The 22,553-nt window shown below is 56.3% G+C and carries 21 protein-coding genes and 1 pseudogene; 7 read left to right on the top strand and 15 right to left on the bottom strand.

Annotation, left to right across the window (positions count from 1 at the left end; all coding sequences use genetic code 11):
* Window positions 1–14 precede the first annotated feature (14 nt).
* From PW844_RS28385 to PW844_RS28370, 4 genes are all read right to left on the bottom strand, one after another.
* Entirely contained in the window at window positions 15–2,162 is a 2,148-nt protein-coding gene (locus PW844_RS28385; RefSeq protein ID WP_299459895.1) for an ornithine decarboxylase, read from the bottom strand.
* 498 nt (window positions 2,163–2,660) lie between these two features.
* Window positions 2,661–3,989 (bottom strand): FAD-binding oxidoreductase, encoded by a 1,329-nt coding sequence (locus tag PW844_RS28380; RefSeq protein WP_299459892.1) that lies wholly within the window; start codon window positions 3,987–3,989, stop codon window positions 2,661–2,663.
* A 29-nt stretch (window positions 3,990–4,018) separates the two neighbouring features.
* Window positions 4,019–4,723 carry an SDR family NAD(P)-dependent oxidoreductase gene (locus PW844_RS28375; protein ID WP_299459889.1) on the bottom strand — a complete coding sequence of 235 codons (705 nt, stop codon included), beginning with the start codon at window positions 4,721–4,723 and terminating at the stop codon, window positions 4,019–4,021.
* A 52-nt stretch (window positions 4,724–4,775) separates the two neighbouring features.
* Window positions 4,776–5,576, bottom strand: a complete 801-nt coding sequence (locus tag PW844_RS28370; RefSeq protein WP_299459886.1) for an IclR family transcriptional regulator — start codon at window positions 5,574–5,576, stop codon at window positions 4,776–4,778.
* 190 nt (window positions 5,577–5,766) lie between these two features.
* Between PW844_RS28370 and PW844_RS28365 the strand changes: the two genes are divergently transcribed.
* Genes PW844_RS28365 through PW844_RS28345 form a run of 5 tightly spaced genes read left to right on the top strand, consistent with a single transcriptional unit; the run spans window position 5,767 to window position 10,206 of the window.
* Window positions 5,767–6,591 (top strand): transporter substrate-binding domain-containing protein, encoded by an 825-nt coding sequence (locus tag PW844_RS28365; RefSeq protein WP_084876611.1) that lies wholly within the window; start codon window positions 5,767–5,769, stop codon window positions 6,589–6,591.
* A 17-nt stretch (window positions 6,592–6,608) separates the two neighbouring features.
* On the top strand, window positions 6,609–7,319 hold the full coding sequence (locus tag PW844_RS28360; RefSeq protein WP_084876612.1) for an amino acid ABC transporter permease: 711 nt from the start codon (window positions 6,609–6,611) through the stop codon (window positions 7,317–7,319).
* Window positions 7,320–7,322: 3 nt separating this feature from the next.
* Window positions 7,323–8,132: an amino acid ABC transporter permease gene (locus tag PW844_RS28355; RefSeq protein ID WP_299459879.1), complete on the top strand. Its 810-nt coding sequence runs from the start codon at window positions 7,323–7,325 to the stop codon at window positions 8,130–8,132.
* Window positions 8,129–8,878, top strand: a complete 750-nt coding sequence (locus PW844_RS28350) for an amino acid ABC transporter ATP-binding protein (protein WP_299459875.1) — start codon at window positions 8,129–8,131, stop codon at window positions 8,876–8,878. Before PW844_RS28355 ends, PW844_RS28350 begins: the two co-directional genes overlap by 4 nt.
* 17 nt (window positions 8,879–8,895) lie before the next feature.
* Complete coding sequence (locus tag PW844_RS28345) at window positions 8,896–10,206, top strand: FAD-binding oxidoreductase (protein ID WP_299459872.1); 1,311 nt, start codon at window positions 8,896–8,898, stop codon at window positions 10,204–10,206.
* Between the two features lie 86 nt (window positions 10,207–10,292).
* Here PW844_RS28345 and PW844_RS28340 read toward each other — a convergent pair whose 3' ends face one another.
* Together PW844_RS28340 and PW844_RS28335 are read right to left on the bottom strand one after the other, a co-directional pair.
* Window positions 10,293–10,454 (bottom strand): hypothetical protein, encoded by a 162-nt coding sequence (locus PW844_RS28340; protein WP_299459869.1) that lies wholly within the window; start codon window positions 10,452–10,454, stop codon window positions 10,293–10,295.
* Between the two features lie 95 nt (window positions 10,455–10,549).
* A pseudogene (locus PW844_RS28335) lies at window positions 10,550–10,747 on the bottom strand (Rpn family recombination-promoting nuclease/putative transposase); the annotation flags it as partial.
* Window positions 10,748–10,994: 247 nt separating this feature from the next.
* On the opposite strand from PW844_RS28335, the gene PW844_RS28330 reads away from it, so the two are divergent.
* Window positions 10,995–11,978: an MDR family oxidoreductase gene (locus tag PW844_RS28330; RefSeq protein WP_299459867.1), complete on the top strand. Its 984-nt coding sequence runs from the start codon at window positions 10,995–10,997 to the stop codon at window positions 11,976–11,978.
* Window positions 11,979–12,017: 39 nt separating this feature from the next.
* On the opposite strand, the gene PW844_RS28325 is transcribed toward PW844_RS28330, so the two are convergent.
* Genes PW844_RS28325 through PW844_RS28305 form a run of 5 tightly spaced genes read right to left on the bottom strand, consistent with a single transcriptional unit; the run spans window position 12,018 to window position 17,929 of the window.
* The gene (locus PW844_RS28325) at window positions 12,018–12,797 is read right to left on the bottom strand and encodes a heme ABC transporter ATP-binding protein (RefSeq protein WP_299459864.1); all 780 of its coding nucleotides are present in this window, start codon (window positions 12,795–12,797) and stop codon (window positions 12,018–12,020) included.
* Complete coding sequence (locus tag PW844_RS28320; RefSeq protein WP_299459861.1) at window positions 12,790–13,791, bottom strand: iron ABC transporter permease; 1,002 nt, start codon at window positions 13,789–13,791, stop codon at window positions 12,790–12,792. Before PW844_RS28320 ends, PW844_RS28325 begins: the two co-directional genes overlap by 8 nt.
* Window positions 13,784–14,608, bottom strand: a complete 825-nt coding sequence (locus PW844_RS28315) for a hemin ABC transporter substrate-binding protein (RefSeq protein ID WP_084876619.1) — start codon at window positions 14,606–14,608, stop codon at window positions 13,784–13,786. The genes PW844_RS28320 and PW844_RS28315 overlap by 8 nt, the downstream gene beginning before the upstream one ends.
* Entirely contained in the window at window positions 14,605–15,633 is a 1,029-nt protein-coding gene (locus PW844_RS28310) for a ChuX/HutX family heme-like substrate-binding protein (RefSeq protein WP_299459855.1), read from the bottom strand. The genes PW844_RS28315 and PW844_RS28310 overlap by 4 nt, the downstream gene beginning before the upstream one ends.
* 52 nt (window positions 15,634–15,685) lie before the next feature.
* On the bottom strand, window positions 15,686–17,929 hold the full coding sequence (locus tag PW844_RS28305) for a TonB-dependent receptor (protein WP_299460479.1): 2,244 nt from the start codon (window positions 17,927–17,929) through the stop codon (window positions 15,686–15,688).
* A gap of 398 nt (window positions 17,930–18,327) precedes the next feature.
* Between PW844_RS28305 and PW844_RS28300 the strand changes: the two genes are divergently transcribed.
* On the top strand, window positions 18,328–18,624 hold the full coding sequence (locus PW844_RS28300) for a SelT/SelW/SelH family protein (protein WP_084878580.1): 297 nt from the start codon (window positions 18,328–18,330) through the stop codon (window positions 18,622–18,624).
* 2 nt (window positions 18,625–18,626) lie between these two features.
* Here PW844_RS28300 and PW844_RS28295 read toward each other — a convergent pair whose 3' ends face one another.
* From PW844_RS28295 to PW844_RS28280, 4 genes are all read right to left on the bottom strand, one after another.
* Window positions 18,627–19,502, bottom strand: a complete 876-nt coding sequence (locus tag PW844_RS28295) for a LysR family transcriptional regulator (RefSeq protein ID WP_299459852.1) — start codon at window positions 19,500–19,502, stop codon at window positions 18,627–18,629.
* Window positions 19,503–19,574: 72 nt separating this feature from the next.
* Window positions 19,575–20,297, bottom strand: a complete 723-nt coding sequence (locus PW844_RS28290) for a DUF554 domain-containing protein (protein WP_299459849.1) — start codon at window positions 20,295–20,297, stop codon at window positions 19,575–19,577.
* Between the two features lie 10 nt (window positions 20,298–20,307).
* Window positions 20,308–20,886 carry a UbiX family flavin prenyltransferase gene (locus tag PW844_RS28285; protein WP_208716413.1) on the bottom strand — a complete coding sequence of 193 codons (579 nt, stop codon included), beginning with the start codon at window positions 20,884–20,886 and terminating at the stop codon, window positions 20,308–20,310.
* An 11-nt stretch (window positions 20,887–20,897) separates the two neighbouring features.
* Entirely contained in the window at window positions 20,898–22,379 is a 1,482-nt protein-coding gene (locus tag PW844_RS28280; protein ID WP_299459844.1) for a UbiD family decarboxylase, read from the bottom strand.
* Window positions 22,380–22,553: the final 174 nt, after the last annotated feature.

The raw sequence follows: 22,553 nt of genomic DNA, 5'->3' as shown, positions 1-22,553 counted from the left end.
GGCCGCTTCTGGCTTTATACCATCATATTCGCTACCAGGTGTTTACGCCCGCTGTCATCTTCTTCGGTATAAACGCCCTGTAGTTCTGGTGAAAAGCCTGGCAGCAGATTAATGCCCTCTTCCAGCGCGAGGAAATAACGCTGAACCGCGCCGCCCCACACCTCGCCAGGCACCACACACAGCACGCCCGGTGGATAAGGCAATGCACCTTCAGCAGCGATACGCCCTTCTGCCTGTGCAATCGCCACCAGCTCCACATCACCACGAATATATGCCTGATGCGCATCCTGCGGATTGACCGCCACCTGCGGGAAGCAGGCTTCGCGGAACATCGCCTTCTGCAAATCTTTCACATCATAGCTGACGTACAAATCATGCATTTCCTGGCACAGACGACGCAGGGTATAGCCCTGATAACGCGCCATATTTTTGCGATACACACTCGGCAGCACCTCCGCCAGCAGCGCGTCTTCCTTCACATGCTGTTCGAACTGCTCCAGCATCGCCACCAGGTGCGCCATCTTCTCAGCGCTCTCCGCCGGGGTCAGCAGGAACAGAATTGAATTGAGGTCACATTTTTCCGGCACGATACCGTTTTCGCGCAGGTAGTTGGCGAGGATGGTCGCCGGAATGCCGAATGCCGTGTACGCCCCGCTGGCGGCATCAATACCCGGCGTGGTCAGCAGCAGCTTGCAGGGATCCACCAGATATTGCTCGCTGGCATAACCGGCAAAACCGTGCCATTTCGCTCCCGGTTCGAAGCTGAAATACGCCGGATCGGCGGCAATCGTTGCCGTTTCTGCCGACTGCCAGGGCTTACCGTGCACCCGCTCCGGCAGGAAGGGCTGAATCATCTCACAACGTTGCAGAATCGCTTTACGCGCATCAATGCCCAGCGTGACGCACTCGTGCCACATGCTGCGGCCTGCTTCCCCCTGATGCATGCGCGCATTGATATCCAGCGCGGCAAACAACGGATAGAACGGGCTGGTGGAAGCATGCAGCATAAAGGCGTTATTCAGGCGCTTATGCGGACAGAAACGCTTCTGACCTCGGATATGGTTATCTTTCTTGTGAATCTGCGATGTCTGCGAGAAGCCAGCCAGCTGCTTATGCACCGACTGGGTGACAAAGATACCAGGATCATTTTCGTTCAAATCCAGCGTCAGCGGTGAGCAGCCCTCCATCAGCGGGATAAATTGCTCGTAGCCCAGCCACGCTGAGTCAAACAGGATGTAATCACACAGATGACCGATGCGATCCACCACCTGACGCGCGTTGTATACCGTACCGTCGTAGGTGCCTAGCTGGATAATCGCCAGACGGAACGGACGCTGATCTTTCGCCCGCTGCGGTGCCACTTTCTTCACGCGCTCACGCAAAAAAGCTTCGTCAAAGCAGTGAGCATCAATGCCGCCAATAAAACCAAACGGGTTACGTGCCGCTTCCAGATAAACCGGCGTCGCACCAGCCTGAATCAGCGCACCATGATGGTTGGATTTATGGTTGTTGCGGTCAAACAGTACCAGGTCGCCACGCGTCAGCAGTGCGTTGGTCACCACTTTGTTCGCGCTGGAGGTGCCGTTCAGCACGAAATAGGTTTTATCCGCGTTGAACACTTTCGCCGCGTACTTCTGCGCGTGTTTGGCGGAACCTTCGTGGATCAGCAAATCGCCCAGCTTAACGTCCGCGTTGCACATATCGGAGCGGAAGACGTTTTCGCCATAGAATTCATAGAACTGCCGACCCGCCGGATGCTTTTTAAAGAACGCACCGCCCTGATGGCCCGGACAGGCAAAGGTGCTGTTCTGCATATCAACGTAGCGCATCAGGGTGTCAAAGAACGGCGGCAGCAGTTTGGATTCATATTCCTGCGCAGCTTCTTCCAGCCGCTCCCACTCTTCCGGCGCGCCGTTGATTTCGCCGGTCACGCCCGGCAGTTGCAGCACCTCTTCATCAAAGGCGTTGGCAACAAACACCGGCAGATTGAAGCCGGTATGGCGCAACAGCGCCAGCACGCCACTCCGCGTATCCGCCAAAGAGACGACAACAGCCGCCACATCGGTAAAGTCAGTATTGTCCAGCGTCACCACGTCGCGCATGGTGTTCAGGCTCAGGTTTGGCGCTACAGCAGCGCTGGCAGCAATTTTCAGTGGTGTCATAACACAAATCCCCAGAGGTCAAGGATGAGTGAGTGCCAGTGGCACAGCAATGAGGAAAATTCCCCGGCGAATAACGTCAGACGGATGGGTGCAAAGGTGGATTACAGCCGCAACCGATAGACATCAGTAAAGCCAGAAAGCGTCTGTCTTTACTCATGTCCAACAGCGAGCGTTAAGCTGGCCTCACCGCATGGTGAGCGAGAAATGCGAACAACAGATGACGGAGGAACGCTTTCGGCGAAGCGAACGGGAACAAGTGCAAATCTGCATTGTACCGGGCATAGCGGCGTCCTCAGTGTTAAAGGGAATGGATAAACTGGCGCAATAATGTCATCTTTTTTTTGCCGGAACAACCCGCCAGCAGCAATTTCTACGCATGAAAGCATAGAGATAACACATTGATAATAAAAATATTTTATCAGATACTAAAATCAAAAACGCTTAAATATCCGCACCTTATGCAAAATTATGCAAGGTGCGGATATTAATAACAAAGCGTTACAGCCAGTGCTGGGCGCGGATCTTTTCGCCATCGCTAAAGCGGCTGAAGCGGAACGGCTGCGCATCCACCGATGGCGTGCTGTTCAGCACCAGATCGGTCATCAACTGACCGGCACCGGGGGCAATACCAAAACCGTGGCCGGAAAAACCGGTCGCCAGATACAACCCAGACACCTGATCAATGCCGGAGATCACCGGGATTGCATCGGGCATGGTGTCGATCAATCCCCCCCAGCACTGCGCCACCGGTAGATCGCGCAACGGCGGCATCAGTTCTGCCAGACTATGACGCATACGTTGCACAATCGCTGGATCGATCAGGGGATCGAGCACGCGCAATACCTCATAAATCGATCGTTTATCGGCCTGACCGGGCTTCCAGCGCAGCGCTTCATCGACAAAACGTTTGCCCAGACGCAGCTGGAGCGACTTACGCTCCACCCAAAATGCGGGCATAAAGCGCGGGCTGAAACGCAGTGAATCCAGCGTGATATCGGCGGTGTTGGTGGCTGAACTGGCGACGGTCAGCCCACCATCCAGCCGCTTACGCAGCGCCACGCTGCCAAAACTGGCACAGACGCCGGGATCGAACTCAACCGGACGAGTACGCAGCACGGTTGACAGTACTTTCAGCTGCGGCAGCGTCACCCCCATCCCCTGCAACAACAGGCGCGACCAGGCCCCGCCTGCCACTACCACCTGCTGACAACGGATCGCACCATGCTCAGTCACCACTTCGCTGACGCGGCCATTGGTACGTTCGATGGTCCGTACCGCGCAATGCTGTTGCAAATTCAGCCCCAACTCCATCGCCGCCGCGACCATCGCCGGAGCCGCCTTTTGCGGTTCTGCCCGTCCATCCAGCGCCGTATACAACCCGCCGGGATAGCTGGCCTGCAACTGCGGCAGATACTGGCGCAGCTGCTGCGGCGTCAGCATTTCGCTTTCAATACCGTAGTGGCGGGCCTCATTTACCCAGCGCTGATGACGCTGACGTTGTTGTTCAGTGCGGGAGGCATAAACGATGCCGTTGCGACGAAATCCGGTTTCGCGGTTAAGGCGCGTATTCATCCCTTCCCACAGCTGCATACTGAGATTAATCAGTGGCAGCTCGCGCAGATCACGTCCGGTACGACGGCACCAGCCCCAGTTGCGGCTCGACTGCTCTGCCGCCACCGTGCCTTTCTCCAGCAGCACGGTACGTACCCCGCGCTGCACCAGCGACAAGGCGGTCGCTACGCCGATAATCCCGCCGCCAATAACCACCACTTCGACGCTGGTCGGAAACTGCGCCGAAGAGGGAACTGCATCAACGCTGGGGCCCATGGTTTATTTCCTCGTCAGGTATAAGGGCATCAATAGTTATCTTCCACCGTCCAGTTCACCGGAATTTCGGCGATGCTGGTGGTGGTGGGTAATTCCAGCACCGTGCGAATCAGGTGCGCGAGATCTTCCGGCTGGGTCATTTTCTCCGCCGGGACTTCCGTCAACGCGGTCCCCATATCGGTGGCGACAAATCCGGGGCAAATGGCGGTGCAGCGAATGCCATCGGCATCACCGATTTTGCGTAAGCCGTGCGCCAGCGCCAGTGCGGCATACTTGCTCATGGCGTACAGGCTGGAACGCTCGGCTTTAACGCGCTTGCCGGAGAGTGACACCAGCATCACGATGCGCCCGGCACCGCTGGCCTGCAAATGCGGCCAGGTCAGACGGCTGAGACGCATTGGTGATTTGACATTGACGTCAAAGGTACGATCGAACTCGTCGTCAGTGGCTTCCAGGATCGACAGCGGCAGCATCATGCCAGCGTTGTGCACTACCGCATCAATGCGGCCAAATTTTTCGATAGTCGCCGCGACCCACGCTTCTTCGGTAGCAGCATCGAAGGCATCGAAACGGCACACCAGCTGATTGTCGCTATCGCTAAGGATGACATCTTCCGGCGAACGACAGCCGAGACTCACCGCCCAGCCATTCGCCAGCAGATTGGCAGCAATCGCCGCCCCAATACCGCGACTGGCTCCACTGATTAACGCAACCTTTCGTGTTGATTTGCTCATGGTTCTCCCCCGGTGAAATGTATTGTTATTGAGCGATAAATCGTGCGCAGTTCTACAACGACGCCCTTAACCGCGTATCCAGCGGGCTAATCAGCGGCGCAATCGCTGCCACTTCCTCTTGCAGCAGCGCGACATAATGTTGCTGCACCTCGGGATTCAGCCGTGGTGAGAGGAACGTCAACCCCAGCGATCCCACCACCCCCGCACCAGAAACTTCGATCGGAACGGCGATCCCGGCGATCCCCGGAATGAGTTCTCCCGGATCGATGGCAAAGCCCTGCTGTCTTGTCTGATCCAGTTTCAGTTGCAGATTTTCCGCCGTCAGTTGCGGCCAACTGTCGAGCCGTGCCCGGTTGCGCGCCAGAATCGCCTGCTGCTGTTCCGCCTCAAGAAACGCGAGGATTGCCAGGCTGCCCGGTCCAAGGCCCAGCGGCACAGCGCCCCCGACCGAACCGGTCAGCGTCTGCATCTGGTATTCGCTGTCGTAGCGATCGATACAGACCGAGTCATCCCTATCGCGCGCCATCAGCATCGCCGTCTCGCCAGTCTGCTGGCGTAACCGCTCCAGCGCAGGCTGGAACTGACGACGCAGGCCCGGCCCGCGTGCCGCTTTGGCACCAAACACCAGCAGCTTGGTGCCCAGCCGGTAACACTTGTCGCTCTGCACTTTTTGCAGCAACTGATGCTCCACCAGCGAATTGAGAATGCGGTGGCAGGTCACCTTGTTCAGGCCAGACAGTTCACACAGCGCTTTCAGCGTTGCCCCTTCACTTCCCGCATCTGACACCAGATCGAGCAACATCACTGCACGATCGAGTAGCTGGACGCCATTTTTCCCCGAATTTTCGTTCATCGCACCACCGCCAAAGTTCCACATTATGAAACTTTAAATCATAAGATTTCAGTATATGGTTTTTTGTTGACTAATTTTCTAGCAGATTTCATATTCGGTTGACAAGTGAGCAACGCGATTCGACAAAAAAAGTCGCTCACAGCACAAAATTTACAACACCTGCAGATTCATCCCGACAGAGGAAATATCTATGAAAAACCATCGCATGCGTATTCTGGCTGCTTCGATGTTGCTGTTGGCCGCCCCGGTAATCACTCACGCGGACACCCTGTCCGATATCAAAGCCCGCGGCGTGTTAACGGTCGGGGTGAAGAACGACTATCCGCCCTATGGATACATGGACAACAACGGCAACACCGTCGGTTTTGAGATCAGCCTGGCGCGCTACATCGCCAATGAACTGCTCGGTTCGCCGGACAAAATCAAGCTGGTGCCGGTGAACGCCTCCAACCGCATGCAATTCCTCAATTCCGGGCAGATCGACATGATCATGGCCACCCTCGGCGTAACGCCGGATCGTGCCAAACAGATCGACTTTACCGATGAATACGTTTCTGCTGCCGGCCCGTCGATCCTGGCGCGCAAAGAAGTGAAATTTACTCAGTGGGAGCAGCTGAAAGGCCAGAAAATCTGCGGGATTCAGGGTTCCTACTTCAACAAAACCGTGACGCAGAACTATGGCCTGCAACTGGTGAACTTCACCGCGCTGCCGGAAGCCTATCGCGCGTTGCAGGATAACCGCTGCGTGGCGATGGTGTTTGATGACATGTCACTGCAAAACAAGCTGAAAGAACCCGGCTGGAGCGATTACAAAATTGCGGTGAAGCCGTATGAATACCTGCCGATGGCCGGTGGCCTGCGCAAAGGGGATGACGCTTTCCGGGCGGCGGTGGATAAGGCCATCGTCAAAGCCGAAGGCGAAAACAAGCTGATTGGCTGGGAAAAAGAATTCGATATGCCCGCCTCGCCGTACATCGCCAAACGTGCTGAAGCAGCGCGCGCTGCGGCCAAGTAAGCCGTCAGGAGCGCAACATGTTCGGACTCGATTTCTCCTGGCTGCTCGACCCCACGTATCAGCAATGGCTGTTACAGGGTGTGCTGCAAACGCTGGAACTGGCGGCGCTCTCTTCGCTGTTCGCTATTCTTATCGGCCTGCTGGGCGCTTTTGGCCTGACGTTCCGACTCGCGTGGCTGGATGCCAGTATCGAGCTGTTCGTCGAGCTGTTTCGCAACACACCGCCGCTGCTGCAAATGTTGTTCTTCTACTTCACGCTGACGCAGATTGGCTTTACCAGTGAAGATCCGGTGACCGGCTTGCAGGTGCCGCTGATTAGCGCCTTTATGTCGGCCACCGTGTCGCTCAGTCTGTTTGGCGGCGCGCTGTGCATTGAAGCCTTTCGTTCCGGCTTCGATGCGGTGCCGAAAGCGACGCTGGAAGCGGCGCGCTCCCTGGGTTACACGCGCTGGGGGTTATTCCGCCATGTACAGATGCCGATTGCTGCACGCATCTGTCTGCCGCCGCTGACCAACGTGCTGACCAACCTGTTCAAAACCACTTCGCAGGCGTCGGTGATCACCGTCCCGGAACTGATGTATGCCGCCGGACAGATCTATAACGACACCTTCCGCACGCTGGAAGTGATGCTACTGATTCTGGTGATTTATGTGGTGCTGGTGAGCGCAGTGGTGTGGCTGATTGGCTGGGTGCAGCGCGCTCTGGCCTATCCCGGTTATGGAGCCTGAGTGATGAGCGACATTCTCTATCTGAAACGCAAAAAACAAACGCGCCACGCCTTTCTGTTTATTGGCCTGTTGCTGCTGTTGTTCAGCATGGTCACCGATCGCGGTGGCGAGTGGCACCAGGTGTGGGAGAGGCTGCCACTGCTGCTCACCGGTTCGATGCACGGCTGGCCGCTGAACGGTGGCTTCATTCTCAACATCTTTATTGGTATCGCCAGCATGGCGATTGCCACGGTGCTCGGGTTGTTTCTGGGCCTGTTGATGCTGGCAAAACGCCGCTGGCTCAGCATCCCGGCGCGCGCGGTGATGAACTTTCTGCGCAACGCCCCCTGGCTGGTGCTGCTGTTTTCCATGCTGTATCTGCTGTCGTATCGCGTGGAGCTGCTGGGTTTCCAGTTCACGCTGTCACCGCTGTTTAAAGCGATTGTCGGCCTGAGTCTACCCACTGCGGCTAACTTTGCCGAGGTGATTCGTGGCGCAGTGAATTCAGTGCACAGCGGCCAGTGGGAATCCGCCCGCTCACTCGGTTACAGCCCGTGGCAAATCTATCGCATCGTCATTCTGCCGCAGGCGCTACGCCGCATCATTCCCGGCTGGATGAATCTTTACGCGCTGCTGGCTATCTCCACGGCGCTGGCCACTGTCACCGGGGTGCAGGAAGTGGTGACGCTGCTGCGCACTACGCTGGCAACCGAAAGCGAAGGCTCGCTGGTTTACTTCTACGTCACCGTGCTGCTGATGTTCTTCTGTTATTGCTACCCGATTGCCCTGCTGGCGCGTCGGCTGGAAAACCACACCAAAGGGGATGCCATATGATCGCTCGCACTCCGTCCCTGATCGAGCTGGACAATATTCACAAATCCTTCGGTAACACCGAGGTGCTGAAAGGCATTTCGCTGGACGTCACCAAAGGCGAAGCGGTGTGCATTATCGGGCCTTCCGGCTCGGGTAAATCCACCATTCTGCGTTGTATCAACGGCCTGCTGCCGATCGACGATGGTTATATCCGTGTCGGCGAGCATCGTGTGCATGAGATTGAGAACGAAAAAGCGATGCGCCCGCTGCGTCATCAGGTAGCGATGGTGTTTCAGCAGTACAACCTGTTTCCGCATCGCACGGTGCTCGACAACGTGATGATGGCCCCGATGCAGGTGCTGAAACATGAACGCGACGCGGTACACGAGCGGGCGCTGCGCCTGCTGAAAAAGGTACGGCTGGAAGGGAAAGAGGGGCGCTACCCCGGGGAACTTTCTGGCGGCCAGCAGCAGCGCGTCGCCATTGCCCGTGCGCTGGCGATGCAACCGGAAATCATCCTGTTTGATGAAGTCACTGCCGCGCTGGATCCGGAAACGGTGAAGGAAGTGCTGAACACCATTCGCGAACTGGTGGATGACGGCCTGACCTGCCTGCTGGTGACGCATGAGATGCGCTTCGCGCGTGAGGTGTCGCACCGGGTGTGCTTTACCGATAAAGGCAAAATTGTGGAGATGGCGCCCCCGGCGCAGCTCTTTGACGATCCGCAGGATGCGCGCACGCGCGAGTTCCTCGGCCAGGTGTTGTAACGGAGTTGAGAGACATCATGTCTGATCAGGCAATTTTTACTGAAGATTTCAAAACGACCCCCTACTGGTGGGATGCCGCACCGCCGGAAACCTGTCGCGATCCGTTACCGGCTGAAACCGAGGTGGTGATTGTGGGTTCCGGTTTTGCCGGACTTAACGCCGCGATTGAGCTGGCACGCCACGGCAAAAAAGTGGTGGTGCTGGAGGCGAACGAGCTGGGCAGCGGCGGCAGCACCCGCACCGGCGGCATGATCAGCAGCGGGCAGAAACTGGTGGTGGGTGGTGCCATTAAAGGCATCGCTCCGGAATTGTTCCAGCGCATGATAGCCGACTCCATCGCCTCCTTCGCCTTTATTCAGGATCTGGTCCGTGAGGAGCAACTGGACGCCGACCTGTTTATCGGCGGGCGCTATTTTGGCGCGCATACCCAGAAGCAGCTGGCTGGTTTATATCAGATGGGCGATATCCTGCACCGCGTCACCGGCGTGACGGTGCATAAGATTGATCGCGCCACCCAGGCACCGGTCATCGGCTCCGATTTTTATCACGGCGGCATCCTGGTGGATGAATATGGCGGCGTGCATCCGGGTAAATACAACCGCGCGCTGCGCTGCCTGGCACGAAAATTTGGTGCGCAGCTGTTCTCCCATGCGCGCGTCACCGGGGTGGAAAACGAAGGCGGCAGCAAGGTTGTATATACCGAACGCGGCACGCTGCGCGCGCGTCAGGTGATTTTCCTCACCAACGGGTACACCGATGCCCAGGCGTCGCCTGAGCTGGCAAAACGCATTGTCCCGGTGAAAAGCTACCAGATCGCCACCGAACCGCTGCCGCCTGAACTGATGGCGAAGCTGATCCCTGGCGGCCGAATGATCACCGACAGCCGCCGCGATCTGATCTATACCCGCCCGTCCCCCGATGGCACGCGTCTGTTATTTGGATCGCGCCCTGGCATTATGGATTGTGATGACAAAACCGCGGCGATCCGTATTCGTCAGCGGATGCTGGCGATCTGGCCGGAGCTGGCCCCGTATCGTATCAGCCATGCGTGGAGCGGCTATGTCGGCATGACATGGGATAAAACCGCCTATGCCGGAGAGATGGATAATGCGCGTTTTGCTGTCGGCTGCAACGGCAACGGTGTCGCGCTGATGAGCTGGCTTGGTTATCGCGCAGCGCAGAAGTTGCTCGGCACCGAGGCGCGCCCGCTCTCGTTTGAGCGTAATACCTTTAAACCCATCCCGCTGTATGGCGGCAAACCGTGGTTTTTACCGCTGGTGACTGGCTGGTATCGTTTCCGCGATGCGGTAGACAAAGCGCGGGATTGATGTGATGTACCGTAGCGCCGCGATTTGTCGTGCGGGTGTTTCCGGCGCGGCGCACGGAATCGCGCCGCTGCCGTTAAGTTCGGCATTCAGGCACGTAGTTGTTGTAACTCACTTTCACTAAGGCCAGTCAGTTCGATAATAGTTTCCATATCCAGCTGTTTGACCAGCATGCGGCGTGCCATTTCCTGTACCAGTTCCTGCCGCCCTTCCTGACGACCTTGCTGCCGCCACTGTTGTTCCACAGTCATAATCTGTTCCTTTAGTTGAGGTTTGCTTTGTATCAGTATCTCAACGAGTTTTTCCCGATTATCCGTATCCCCATGATGCATCAGATAGTAGATCACGTCGACAGCAGTACATCGGAATATAACGCACGTAGATCCCGTTCAATAAAGGTGGTGGTAACCAGTTGCAGAGTGTCCAGATCGCAGTGCTGACGTATAGCTGGCGGCAGGTGAATTTCCAGGAACTGCCTGGCAATCGGCGGATGGCTAAGAAACCTTTTGAACAGTGCATCATGCGGGGCCGGAATGACACTCATAAACGCAACACCTGCCAGTACGATTAAAGTGCCCGGACATTAACATCGCCCATAACATACTGAAATAAAATGGGTAAGATTCTCACAGAGATTTAAGGGATTCAGATCGCCTTCAGGAAATATTCAGGAATGACAGCGGTGTTTCGGACCGGAACAACGAATGACGTGCACTTGATTTGGCTCACTGGAAGCCTCCTGATTTGGGGAGTACCATTACCCCCAATTTCCTCAACCAGCCGGAGGCTGCATGTTCAAGGCACTGGTCATTGATAATGACGAACAGGGATATCGTACATCCCTGAAAGATCTGGAAGAAAAACAACTACCCGATCAGGATGTCACCCTCGCAGTTAGCTACTCCACCCTTAATTACAAAGACGCACTGGCCATCTGCAACAAAGGCCCGATTGTGCGTCAGTTCCCGATGGTGCCCGGTATTGATTTTGTTGGTCGCGTGATCAGCAGTCGGCACCCGCAATGGCAGCAGGATGATGTGGCACTGCTGACCGGCTGGGGCGTGGGCGAGAAATACTGGGGGGGTCTGGCGCAGAAAGCCAGCGTCTCCGGTGACTGGCTGGTGAAAGTGCCTGCGGCGCTGAGTCCGCTACAAACTATGGCTATTGGTACCGCAGGCTTCACCGCCATGCTGTGCGTGATGGCGCTGGAAAAACAGGGCATCACGCCGCAGCACGGTCCGGTGCTGGTGACCGGTGCCAGCGGTGGCGTCGGCAGCTTTAGTGTCAGCCTGTTGGCGCGTCTCGGCTATGAAGTTGTGGCCTCCAGCGGCCGCTCCAGCGACAGCGACTATCTGATCAATACCCTTGGCGCTGCCTCAGTGATCGATCGCAACGAACTGAGCCAACCCGGCAAGCCGCTGGCGAAAGAGCGCTGGGCCGCCGCCATTGATAGCGTTGGCAGCCATACTTTAAGCAACGTACTGGCTGGCATGAAACGGGATGGTGTAGTCGCTGCCTGTGGCATGGCGCAAGGGCTGGATCTGCCCGCCAGCGTCGCTCCCTTTATTTTACGCGGCGTTATTCTGGCCGGTGTGGATAGCGTGATGTGCTCGCTGCCGCTGCGTCAGCAAGCATGGCAGCGCCTGGCTGAACTGGTGGAAGCGAATCAGCTGGAAAAACTGACCCGCGTGATCCCGCTCAGTGAAGCGCGTGAAGGTGCGGAACAGCTGCTGGCTGGGAAAGTTCGCGGCCGATTGATTGTGGATTGCCGCTAGCATCGGATAAGAAACGCGCGATAAATCGCGCAATGTTACTCAGGCCCGCAGTTGAATCTGCGGCCTGCCCTGCTCCACCTGATGCACCACATCCAGATCGGCCTGATACCAGCGCGTCAGCGTCTGTTCCGTCATCACGTCATGCGGTGCGCCCTCGGCCACCAGTTTTCCCTGATGTAACAACAGAATACGATCCGACCACAGCGATGCCAGATTCAGATCGTGCAACACGGTGCACACGCTGAAGCGGCCATTACGCGTTAAACGATGCAGTAAACGCAGGCTGTGCTGCTGCCAGAACAAATCCAGTGCCGAGGTAGGTTCATCCAGGAACAGCCAGCCACGCGGACCATCTTCATGCCACAGCTGCGCCAGTACACGCGCCAGCTGAACGCGTTGCTGCTCACCGCCAGACAGCGAACGATAATCACGTCGCGCCAGTTCGAGGCTACCGGTGATGAGCATCACTTCCTCAATCACCGCTTTCCCGCCCGCTGCGGGCCAGGGCGCACGCCCCATCGCCACGACCTCTTCCGCTGGCATGGGAAAGGTCAGGGTATTTTGCTGGCGCATCACTGCACGGCGCTGCGCCAGCGGTTCACGCGGCCATTCCGCCAGCGGCTGTTCTCCCAGCCAGCAGTCACCGGCATCCGGGGTGAGAAAACCGGTCAGCAGGCGGAGCAAGGTTGATTTACCGGCACCGTTCGGACCGATCAACGCCACCATTTCACCCGGCTCCAGCGTGACGGAGACGTTATCAATCAACGCCCGCGCGCCGTGGCTAAACCGCAGACCTCGCGCCTGCATTCGATCACTCATTTATCCCCCTTTGCTGGCGCAGAATCAGCCAGAGAAACCACGGACCGCCAAGCAGGCTGGTCAGCAGACCTACCGGCATTTCTGCCGGGATCACCACGGTGCGTGCCAGAGTGTCTGCCAGCAGCAATAAGATCGCTCCGGCCAGCGCCGATCCCGGCAACATCCAGCGATGATCGCTGCCGAGGCAGAAGCGCATGACATGCGGCACCACCAGCCCGACAAACCCAATAATGCCGCTGACCGACACCGCAGTACCCACCAGCAACGCGCTCAGCACCAGCAACTGACGCTGAGTGCGCTTCACATCGATCCCCATGTAATGCGCATCTTCCTCACCGAGTTGCAGCAGGTTGAGGCGACGCGCCCGGGTCTGGATGGCGATCAGCGCAGGCAGGATCAGCACGGCACACACTGTCAGGCTTGGCCACTGCGCCGAACTCAGGCTACCCATGCCCCAAAGCGCCAGCTGACGCAGCTGTTGATCGTTGCTGATCCACGACAGCACCCCCACCGCCGCGCCGCACAGCGCATTGATGGCAATCCCCACCAGCAGCAACCGCGACAGGTTCCCCATCGCCAGCCGACTGAAGCTGAAGATCAATAAAGTGACCACCAGACTACCGATAAACGCGGCCAGCATTGGCAGCCATAACGCGAGGATCGGCGGCAACGCCACTGGCACGATGATCGCCAGCGCCACCGCCAGACCGGCACCACTGCTGATTCCCAACAACCCCGGATCGGCCAGCGGGTTGCGGAACAGCCCCTGCATCACCGCCCCGGAGACCGCCAGCGCCATACCCAGCAACACCGCCAGCAGCACGCGCGGTAGACGGATGTTCAGCCAGATCTGCCACACCATATCGCTAAGAGGTGCGTGCCACAGCGTGCGCATCGACAGCGGCATCGCACCAAAATTGGCCGCCATCAGCATGCAAACCACCATGCTGACCGCCATCAGGCACAGCCAGCGCAGCATCGCCACACTAGTCATGTTTCGCCGCTTCAGCCGCACGACGCAGCTTGACGATGGCATCCGGCGTGTCGAGACCAAAGCTCAGCAGCGCCATCTCATCCACCACCAGCAACGCATGATGCTGACCCGCAGGCGTCAGCGCCAGACCGGGCAGTGACCACACCTTCTCTTCACCACCGAGGGTACGCAGGCCATCCTGTCCCACCACCACCAGATCCGGTGCAGCAGCCACCACGCCTTCCTGTGACAGCGGTTGATAATGCGGCACCGCACCCATGGCATTCACCAGACCGGCGCTGCGAATGGCGCCATCAGCGCCGGTTTGCGCACCCGCCGCGAGGGTGTTCATGCCGCTGTGCGCCATGATAAACAGCACCTTCACCGGCAGTGGCTGGCTTGGCAGTTGCGCCAGTTGCTTCTGCACTTTTTCCGTTAGCGCTTTAGCTTCCGCCTCACGATGCAGGGCTTTACCAATGGTGGCGATCTTCTCCGGGATAGCGTCAACGCTGTTTTTGCCGGTGACCTCGACCACTTTCACCCCCGCCTGCTCTACCTGTTGCAGCACCAGTGAGGGTTTCGCCAGCTCGCTGCTCAGTACCAGCGTCGGTTTCAGCGCCAGAATGCCTTCGGCATTGAGCTGTCGCATATAACCGATGTTCGGCAATTTATTCGCCTGCGCCGGTTGCTGGCTGGTACTGTCGCGCGCTACCAGATCCTGCTGGGCATCCAGCGCATAGACGATTTGCGTGACGTCACCACCAATAGACACCACGCGCTCTGCCGCCAGAGCTGGCAGCGCCAGCGCGGTCAGCAGCAACAGGGTCAGACGTTTCATGCGGCCGCTCCTGGGGTAGTCAGCAACGCCAGTTGTTCACGCCAGCGCGTTTGCTCCGGTGTCCCTTCGCTGCGCTGACCGTAAAGCTGGGCAATCTGCGTGCCATCAGCGGCGAACAATTCGAGGCTGGTGACAAAACCATCACCGCTCTGCTTACGCGTCACCCAGCTTTCACTGATGTGATCCGCCATCAGATGCAGCGTGAAATTGGGGTTGAAGATATTGATCCAGTTGTCCATCGGCATCAGTTTTTCCACCGCGCCGGTGAAGATTTGGGTACAGCCACGGTTACCGATAAAAATCATGATTTCGTTGCCGTCCTGCTGCGCCTGGTTCAGCAGCTGCGCCAGCGAATCATTGCTGACCTGCCAGGCGAGATCGTCAGCCACCGCGCGGAACGCCTGCTGGCGTGAAATATTGTGGCGCTTCAGCAGACCGAAGAACTGATGTACATCGGTCATGGCGCGCCATTCGGCTTCTACCGTCGTGGCGTCGAGGGTTGCGCTGTGCTGCGGGACGCTGGCCGGCGTCAGCTCCAGCGAGGAGGCATCGGTGGTGAACTGTGCAATCAGCGCATCCCAGGCCGCAATGTCGGTGTTCTCGGTGGTGTAGATTTTCAGCACCGCGTCGCCGTGGCGATCAAAAATCTGGATGCTTTGACGCTCACCGCGCGCGGTCATGTCACGCAGGAAGAACGCACTGTGCCACTGCTGCGGGAACAGGCGCTGATCCAGCGCGCGTGGGTTGAGAATCAGCCCGGCATGCTCGCCAAGGTGCAGGTTTTCATACTTACCTACCTGCTCGTGCACCGCGTATTCATTACGGGTGATGCTTTTGGTTTCACCCACGGCTTCCAGTGCCGCCAGCAGTGCCGGGAAATCGGTTTTCAACGCCTGAGCATCGTGGCCGACGCGTGCTTCACACAGCTGCGCTTCGCCAATGCCCATCAGCGCGGCCAGGTCGCGGGCGTATTTTTTTGGATGTTCGCCTTTCAGGGCCAGATAGTGTTCATAACGTTGGTTCATTGCGCTTGCTCCCATGAAAATGCCCTGCGTCACCGCAGGGCGAAGTTGATTATCAGAAATCGACGTTAACACCTAACTGGAAGGTGCGGCCCGGCATCACAGCAAGCTGTGAATCATAGTAGTTCTGATCGGTCTTGCTGGTGGTGGATTCCAGATCGCGGCTGCTGAGGTAATCCCAGTATTTACGGTCAGTCAGGTTGTAGATCCCGCCACTGATTTTGACGTTTTTGGTGACACGATAGTACGCCGTCAGATCCACCAGCGCGTAACCCGGGATGTTCTGGTAGTAAGTATTGTTGGTAGTACCAATCGCGCTACCGGTGTTGGTGTAGGTCTGACGCTGGGTGTAGGTAGCACGTTTACCATGGTTAAAGGTGGCGGTCACGGCGGCACCATAGCGCTGATCCGGATCATCGTAAGCCACGCCGGTGATCAGACGCATCGGCGGCACGCTCTCCAGCGGCACATATTTGTCACCCAGGTAGCTGGATTTCGACGCGCCCTGCGCATAACCAAACGCCAGACGAGCAGTCAGGCCATCAACTTCAGGCACCCATGTCCCGATGTTGAACTTGCTGCCGAACTCTGCTCCATAGATATAAGCTTTATCACGGTTTTCTGCGCGGTAAGCGATACCGATGTTATCCGGAATGTTAGTGAAGACTTCCGGATTCGCGCTACGGCTGTAACGGGTGTAGTCGATAAAGTTTTTGTAACTGTTGTAGAAGGTCGCCGCCGAGAAGGTGATCCCTTCGACAGCTTCACCTTTCAGACCGAACTCAAAGTTGTTGCTGGTTTCGGTTTTCAGGTCAGTGTTACCCAGCAGGGCATACTGATTGCTACCACCGTAATTAGACGACAGGTTCCATGAGCCATACATTTGGCTGGCGTTCGGGAACTGCGCACCGCGCTTGTATTGCAGATACGCCATCATCTTCGGCGTCAGATTGTACTGGAAGGCAAGTGACGGCAGGATCTGCCCGTCACTGAATCCTTTGCCATAAAGCGTTTCCACATCACCAGTAGAAAGATCCGCATCACCGCCTGCCAGGCTGGAAAGATTTTGCGGCTTGGTATTCTGGTAAGCGTAACGTACCCCAGGAATGATCGAGAAGGTGTGACCATTCAGATCCCAGCTCATGGTATCTTCAGCATAGACGCCAAAGCTCCAGGTGCGGCTATCCGCTTCAGGTCGGGTGATGTTGTTGTACGAAGTCTGTGCCGGGTCCAGCCAGTATGGACGCTCGGTTTTGGCAATGCTGCCGTTCAGGCCGTAGCGGAAGGTGTTAAACAGCCAGCTTTTTTCACCTTTGGTTTCAAAGCCGAAGGTTTTGGTGTTGTAGTTTGAATAGATATTGTGCGCTTCAACCGTCCCGGCATCTGGCGCAGCGGTATCATCGTGCGCTTCGGTTTGCTGGTAATAGATGCTGCTTTCGAGGCTGTCCACCAGCAGGTTGTTATCTGGCGTCCAGAGATCTTTCAGCATGCCGCTCCAGCGCCGCGTCTGGCTGCTCTGATCGGCTCGACCATAAATAGTCGTGGTGCTGCTGCCCCAGTAATCGAAGTTGGTGTGGTTGGTTTTGTGGTAATAATCCAGCGTGGCGCTGAACTGATGCTCGCTGTTCGGCTGCCAGATACCGGTCGCGGCGATGGCATCGGAGTGCCAGTTCGCCGGATACGCATCAATGGTTCCGCTGTTGTTGCGGGTTTCCTGGCCGTCACGACGGCTGATCACCACAATACCACGCAGGGTTTCATCGCCTGCTGCGGCAGTGATGCCATTGTGCCAGCTGCGGTTGGAAGAGTCGTAGTCACTCTGGTAACCGAAGTAGGTTTGTTTGGTGGGCGACAGGTAGTCATCCGGGGATTTTGGCCGGAATGAAACCGAGCCGCCAAGCGCCAGGTTCTTGTTGGAAACATCGGTAGCGCCTTCGACGATACCCACGGATCCATACATATAAGGATCGATATAGTCGCGACCAATCCCGAAGGTGCCTGAACCGGCACGGCCCACTGAGCTGCGGCCGGTGGCTAAAGGCTGTTCAATGCCGTCTACGTCAATGGAAACGCGGTTATCTTCCAGGCCACGAATGTTATAACCGGTATAACCGCCACGGTCCCCGGTATATCCACTCTTACCGGTGTTGCTGCCGCCAGCGGCACCCGGCGCGGTGACCAGCGGCTGATAGCGCATAATGGAGCCAAAATCATTACCACCCTGTTTCTGCAACTCCTCGGCAGAAAGCGTGGTACGGCTACCGGCAACCAGCGGTTGTTTCGGCGCAGTGACCGTCATCACCGGTTCATTTGTGGTGGTTTTTTTGCCTGAAATCGCCAGATCCTGATTGTCGCTGGTGGCTGCATAGCCGCAGGCTGCATGGATGGCGGATGCCAGCACCGCTGTTTTAAACAGACGCTGTGAGGTGAACCCCTGAAAAATTGGAGACATAGACGCGAAATACCTTGTTAATTGTTAGTATTCGCTCACGTGCTTGCTGCCAGAAAACCACAGTTTTTGTATAAAAAACCGTAAAAAGTTACAGACTTTTTTTATGTTATAAATGATTTCGTCAGGAATGTAATGCAATTGGTAATCATTATCAATACCATTTACACTAAGATGTATCTTAGACAGCACATTTTGTTAACCGCAGTTAACTTATTACTAATCAATCAATTAAGATGAGCGATGCCATGACACACAAACCGGCGGTGAATATTCATTACTGTACGCAATGCAACTGGCTGCTGCGCTCAGCGTGGATGGCACAGGAGCTGCTGCATACTTTTGCTGACGATTTAGCTTCCGTCACCTTGCAGCCCGGCACTGGCGGCGTGTTTGAGATAACCATTGATGGCAAGGTGATTTGGGAGCGTAAACAGGAAGGCGGTTTTCCCGACGCCGCCGCATTAAAGCAGCGGGTGCGTGATTATTGTTTCCCGGATCGGGAGCTGGGGCACGTGGATAAGAAGAAACCGACCGGGAATTGAGGTCAGACAACCTCATGCTCCTGCGGCCATAACAGCCGGTCCTGCGCGGTACTTAAGGTCACGATCGCCGGGTGATAAATCGCGAAAGGTTCCGCCAGCGGGCACACCATATATTTACCCAGTGCGCTGGGGATAAACTCGGAGCGCGGTAAAAATGCCGCGCCATCAAAACCCTGCTCCATCATTTCCAGTACCAGACGCGGTTCTGAAACTTTAATGGTGATATTCACTTGATCGAGGCTACTGAACAGTTTGCTGCGCATCACTTCATAGGTCCCTTCCCCGCCGATGCGGTGCAGCAACATCAGCGGAATGCCGCTCAGGTCACTGAACTGCAAGGCTTTCCCAGCCAGCATCGGGCTATAGTGGGAAGAAATCACCGCAATAGTATCAATCGGTTCCAGCTCACGGATAAACCAGGGCTGACGATCACCAGGGACCTGCATCAGCGCAATATCCACGGTGTTATCCAGCAGCATCGCTTCCAGATGGCTGGAATCAGACACAATCACATTGATGTCCCAGTCAGGACGGTTGCGGTAGTAATCCATCAGGATAGTGTTGAAATAGCGCAGATAAAGATAGGAGATACCAATATTCACCCGGCGCTGTTTACGCGTGGCGATGGTGATGGTCTGCCGTTTGAGTTGATTAACCCGGCTTAAGATGTCGCAGGCCTGGCGATAGAGAAAGGTTCCGGCCTCGGTCAACACCATACGGCGTGGTGTGCGGGTAAACAGCGGTGAACCAATTTCCTCTTCCAGCTCCTGCAGGCGCTTACCCAGCGGCGGTTGTGCGATGTTCAATAGCTTCGCGGCTTTACTGATGGAGCCTTGTTCCGCTATCGAGCAAAAGTAATGCAATCGTTTGAGATCCATGATGACTCCGCGCGTTTTCCCGCGCTTATTTTAGCATGGCTAACCACGATCCAACCGCGGCTGACGTGTTGCTTAGTGGATATACATCGTCCACAGATAACTGACCGGCATCACCAGTATCAACGCGGGCAGCATATTGGCGACCGGGAAAGATTTAATCCCCGCGATGCGGAAACCGGCTGCCAGCATGATAAATCCACCTGCTGCGGTAAAGTCACTCATCATGGTCGGCGAGGTGTGCGGCATAATCAGCACCGCCGCTGAAGCCAGCACCAGCTGAATAATCAGCTGCGGCACGGCGATTACCGCCACCGCGTAACCCAGCAAGGTAGCAAAAATCGCAGCGGTAAAGATATCCATGATTGATTTCACAAACAGGATATTGGGATCGTGCGTCATTCCTTCGGTCATTGCCCCGATAATGCCGGTGCCACTGGCACAGAACAGCACCAGAATCGCCACATACTTCTCCGTAAAGGCGGCACCCGACAGACCGGTTTCGGTTTGTTCGCTCTGGAAACGTCCAACCAGCCCTTTTGCCAGATTACCCAGCCGGCCAATTTTCTCTTCCAGAAACACCAGTTCACCGATGGCGGCACCGATAATCAGCGCCAGAATCACCGCCGGTAAACTGTGAATCTTACCAATCAACACAATCCCGAGGCCCATCGACGACAAGCCGAAGGTCATCGGCAGAGCTACGCGCAAGCGTTCCGGTACTTTCGTGCCGAGGAACGCGCCCGCCAGTCCACCCAACAGCACGGCACTGCCGTTGACAAAGGGTCCCACTACCATAATTTACTCCTTACGCTTCATTATGTTTTTCACCCCAGCGTTTCAGGTTGCCAACATCGAGATCAAACAGGTCGAGGGCGCGCGCTACGCTGTGATGTACCATTTCATCCACGGATTGTGGCTTCTGGTAAAAGGCCGGAACCGGCGGATAAACAATGCCGCCCATTTCGGTAACTGCCGCCATGTTGCGAATGTGCACCAGATTGAGCGGCGTCTCACGGACCATTAACACCAGCCGACGCCGCTCTTTCAGGATCACATCTGCTGCACGGGTCAGCAGATTGCCGGTCAGTCCATGGGCGATGGACGCCAGCGAGTTCATTGAGCAGGGCGCAATCAACATGCCGAGGGTCTTAAACGAGCCACTGGAGATCGACGCGCCGAGGTTACTGATGCTATGCACCTCATCTGCTAAATCGGTAATCTCCTGCCGCTGCCAATCGGTTTCCATCGAACGCGTCACTTCCGCGCCTTTGGTCACTACCAGGTGGACCTCAACATCCTGATCGCGCAGCAATTGCAGCGCCTTCATACCGTACTGGAAACCAGACGCGCCGCTAATGCCGACGATAATGCGCCTTCTGCTCACTACAACCTCACTTACTCAAAATCGGGAAGGAAACGTTTTACATCCACTTTTTTGAACTTCGAACGTTCAAAGTGGGCTTTCAAATGCCACGGCACGGTGCAGTCAAAGATGGTTTTGGTGGTCATACCTTGTTGCGTGATGCTGGCGCTGTAGGCCGGGTCCTGCGACGGATCGAGCGGATGGCAGCGCACACCGGCGATGGTGGCGATATCAACATCGCCCTGGAAGCGGGTTTGCATCGCCCACAGGATGTCATCGGTGTCGAACACATCCACATCCTCATCCACCAGGATCACATGCTTCAGTTCAGAGAATGCCGCAAAGGCAATCAACGCAGCCTGACGCTGGCGACCTTCATCCACCGGGGAAGATTTTCTAAACTGAATCACCGCCAGCAGTTTGCCGCCACCTGAAGTGTGAGCATTCACATTCACTACGCGGCCCGGCATAGCGCGTTCCAGCATATCGAGAATACTGGCTTCGGTCGGGATACCGGCCATGCTGACGTGTTCGCCACTTGGGCCAAGGGTGGTTTGCAGAATCGGGTGTTTGCGGTGGGTAACGGCCTTCACCTTGATCACCGGCAGCTCGGCTTTGGCTTCGCCGGTATAACCCGGGAATTCCGGCATCGCTTTACCGGTGTTGGTGTTCTGGTCTTCACGCACCCGCACATTCGGCAGCAACTCGCCTTCAATCACGATTTCAGCGTGGGCGATGGCCTTTTCGTTGATACTGACGCACGGTGCCAGTTCTACCGGCTTACCACGCAGTGCCCCGGCAATGCTCAGTTCGTTAAAGCCCAGCGGCGTTGTCGGTGGCTCAAAGCAGGCGGCAATTTCAATCGCCGGGTCAACACCAATGCTGATGGAGATCGGCAGCGGCTGACCGGCTTTTTCCGCTTTTTCACGGAAGGCATCAATATGGCGACCCGGGGTCAGCCACATCGAAAGTTCATCGCGGCTTTGAATGCACAGACGGTGGATGGTGATATCTGACTCGTGCGTTTCCGGGTCAGACGCGTAGCACATCCCCATGGTGAAGTAAGGACCGGCATCCTCTTCGGTGTTGGTTGGTGCGGGTAATAAGGTACGCAGGTCAAAGTTCGGGTCTTCCGCGTAGTGCACCACTTCCTGGCACTGCGGTTTTTCACTGATTACCACTGGCGCAACCGCATGATGTACCGAGTCTTTCAGCAGAAAACCGAGTTTTTCTGGCGCGCAATCCAGCAGATGGCCGACACGCTCGCGAGTGGACATCAGGCCAGTCACAACGCGCACATCAGGAAAACCTTTCACCTTGTTGAACATCATCGCCGGGCCTTTGCGCGTTGGACGCTCGCAGGTACCACCGGCACCGACATAGCGATACACGCCGGAGAGTTCCGCATGGGGATCGACTTCAGTATCAGTGCTGACGAATTCGCCTTTCAGGCTTTGTAACAATGAGATGGCCGAACGCAGGTCATGCGCCGGCTGTTTTTTGGTTTCAGACATATTCTTTTCCCTTAACGCTTCAGAATGAATGCGATGCGGGAAAAGTAGCGCTGAATAATGGTGAGAAAAACTACCGTTTATATTTACCAGCCAAACCTTTTTGGTTTGGCTGTAATTATTGCTACAACTTTGTTTTTATTTACTTAATTTAATTAAACAATGTTGCAACAATTT

Origin of the sequence: Pantoea sp. (assembly GCF_028283705.1) — a bacterium.
In the GTDB taxonomy this organism is placed as follows: Bacteria; Pseudomonadota; Gammaproteobacteria; order Enterobacterales; family Enterobacteriaceae; genus Pantoea.
Note: the sequence above shows the minus strand (reverse complement) of the source record. Positions and strands in the feature narration are given on the sequence as shown.

Excerpts from the sequence above, each read along its gene's own strand:
- PW844_RS28300 (WP_084878580.1), top strand. The coding sequence starts at position 18,328 with ATGACACACAAACCGGCGGTGAATATTCATTACTGTACGCAATGCAAC.
- PW844_RS28345 (WP_299459872.1), top strand. The coding sequence starts at position 8,896 with ATGTCTGATCAGGCAATTTTTACTGAAGATTTCAAAACGACCCCCTAC.
- PW844_RS28385 (WP_299459895.1), bottom strand. The coding sequence starts at position 2,162 with ATGACACCACTGAAAATTGCTGCCAGCGCTGCTGTAGCGCCAAACCTG.
- PW844_RS28305 (WP_299460479.1), bottom strand. The coding sequence starts at position 17,929 with ATGACGGTCACTGCGCCGAAACAACCGCTGGTTGCCGGTAGCCGTACC.
- PW844_RS28315 (WP_084876619.1), bottom strand. The coding sequence starts at position 14,608 with ATGAAACGTCTGACCCTGTTGCTGCTGACCGCGCTGGCGCTGCCAGCT.
- PW844_RS28375 (WP_299459889.1), bottom strand. The coding sequence starts at position 4,723 with ATGAGCAAATCAACACGAAAGGTTGCGTTAATCAGTGGAGCCAGTCGC.
- PW844_RS28365 (WP_084876611.1), top strand. The coding sequence starts at position 5,767 with ATGAAAAACCATCGCATGCGTATTCTGGCTGCTTCGATGTTGCTGTTG.
- PW844_RS28340 (WP_299459869.1), bottom strand. The coding sequence starts at position 10,454 with ATGACTGTGGAACAACAGTGGCGGCAGCAAGGTCGTCAGGAAGGGCGG.
- PW844_RS28280 (WP_299459844.1), bottom strand. The coding sequence starts at position 22,379 with ATGTCTGAAACCAAAAAACAGCCGGCGCATGACCTGCGTTCGGCCATC.
- PW844_RS28325 (WP_299459864.1), bottom strand. The coding sequence starts at position 12,797 with ATGAGTGATCGAATGCAGGCGCGAGGTCTGCGGTTTAGCCACGGCGCG.
- PW844_RS28370 (WP_299459886.1), bottom strand. The coding sequence starts at position 5,576 with ATGAACGAAAATTCGGGGAAAAATGGCGTCCAGCTACTCGATCGTGCA.
- PW844_RS28380 (WP_299459892.1), bottom strand. The coding sequence starts at position 3,989 with ATGGGCCCCAGCGTTGATGCAGTTCCCTCTTCGGCGCAGTTTCCGACC.
- PW844_RS28310 (WP_299459855.1), bottom strand. The coding sequence starts at position 15,633 with ATGAACCAACGTTATGAACACTATCTGGCCCTGAAAGGCGAACATCCA.
- PW844_RS28290 (WP_299459849.1), bottom strand. The coding sequence starts at position 20,297 with ATGGTAGTGGGACCCTTTGTCAACGGCAGTGCCGTGCTGTTGGGTGGA.
- PW844_RS28355 (WP_299459879.1), top strand. The coding sequence starts at position 7,323 with ATGAGCGACATTCTCTATCTGAAACGCAAAAAACAAACGCGCCACGCC.
- PW844_RS28295 (WP_299459852.1), bottom strand. The coding sequence starts at position 19,502 with ATGGATCTCAAACGATTGCATTACTTTTGCTCGATAGCGGAACAAGGC.
- PW844_RS28360 (WP_084876612.1), top strand. The coding sequence starts at position 6,609 with ATGTTCGGACTCGATTTCTCCTGGCTGCTCGACCCCACGTATCAGCAA.
- PW844_RS28330 (WP_299459867.1), top strand. The coding sequence starts at position 10,995 with ATGTTCAAGGCACTGGTCATTGATAATGACGAACAGGGATATCGTACA.
- PW844_RS28350 (WP_299459875.1), top strand. The coding sequence starts at position 8,129 with ATGATCGCTCGCACTCCGTCCCTGATCGAGCTGGACAATATTCACAAA.
- PW844_RS28320 (WP_299459861.1), bottom strand. The coding sequence starts at position 13,791 with ATGACTAGTGTGGCGATGCTGCGCTGGCTGTGCCTGATGGCGGTCAGC.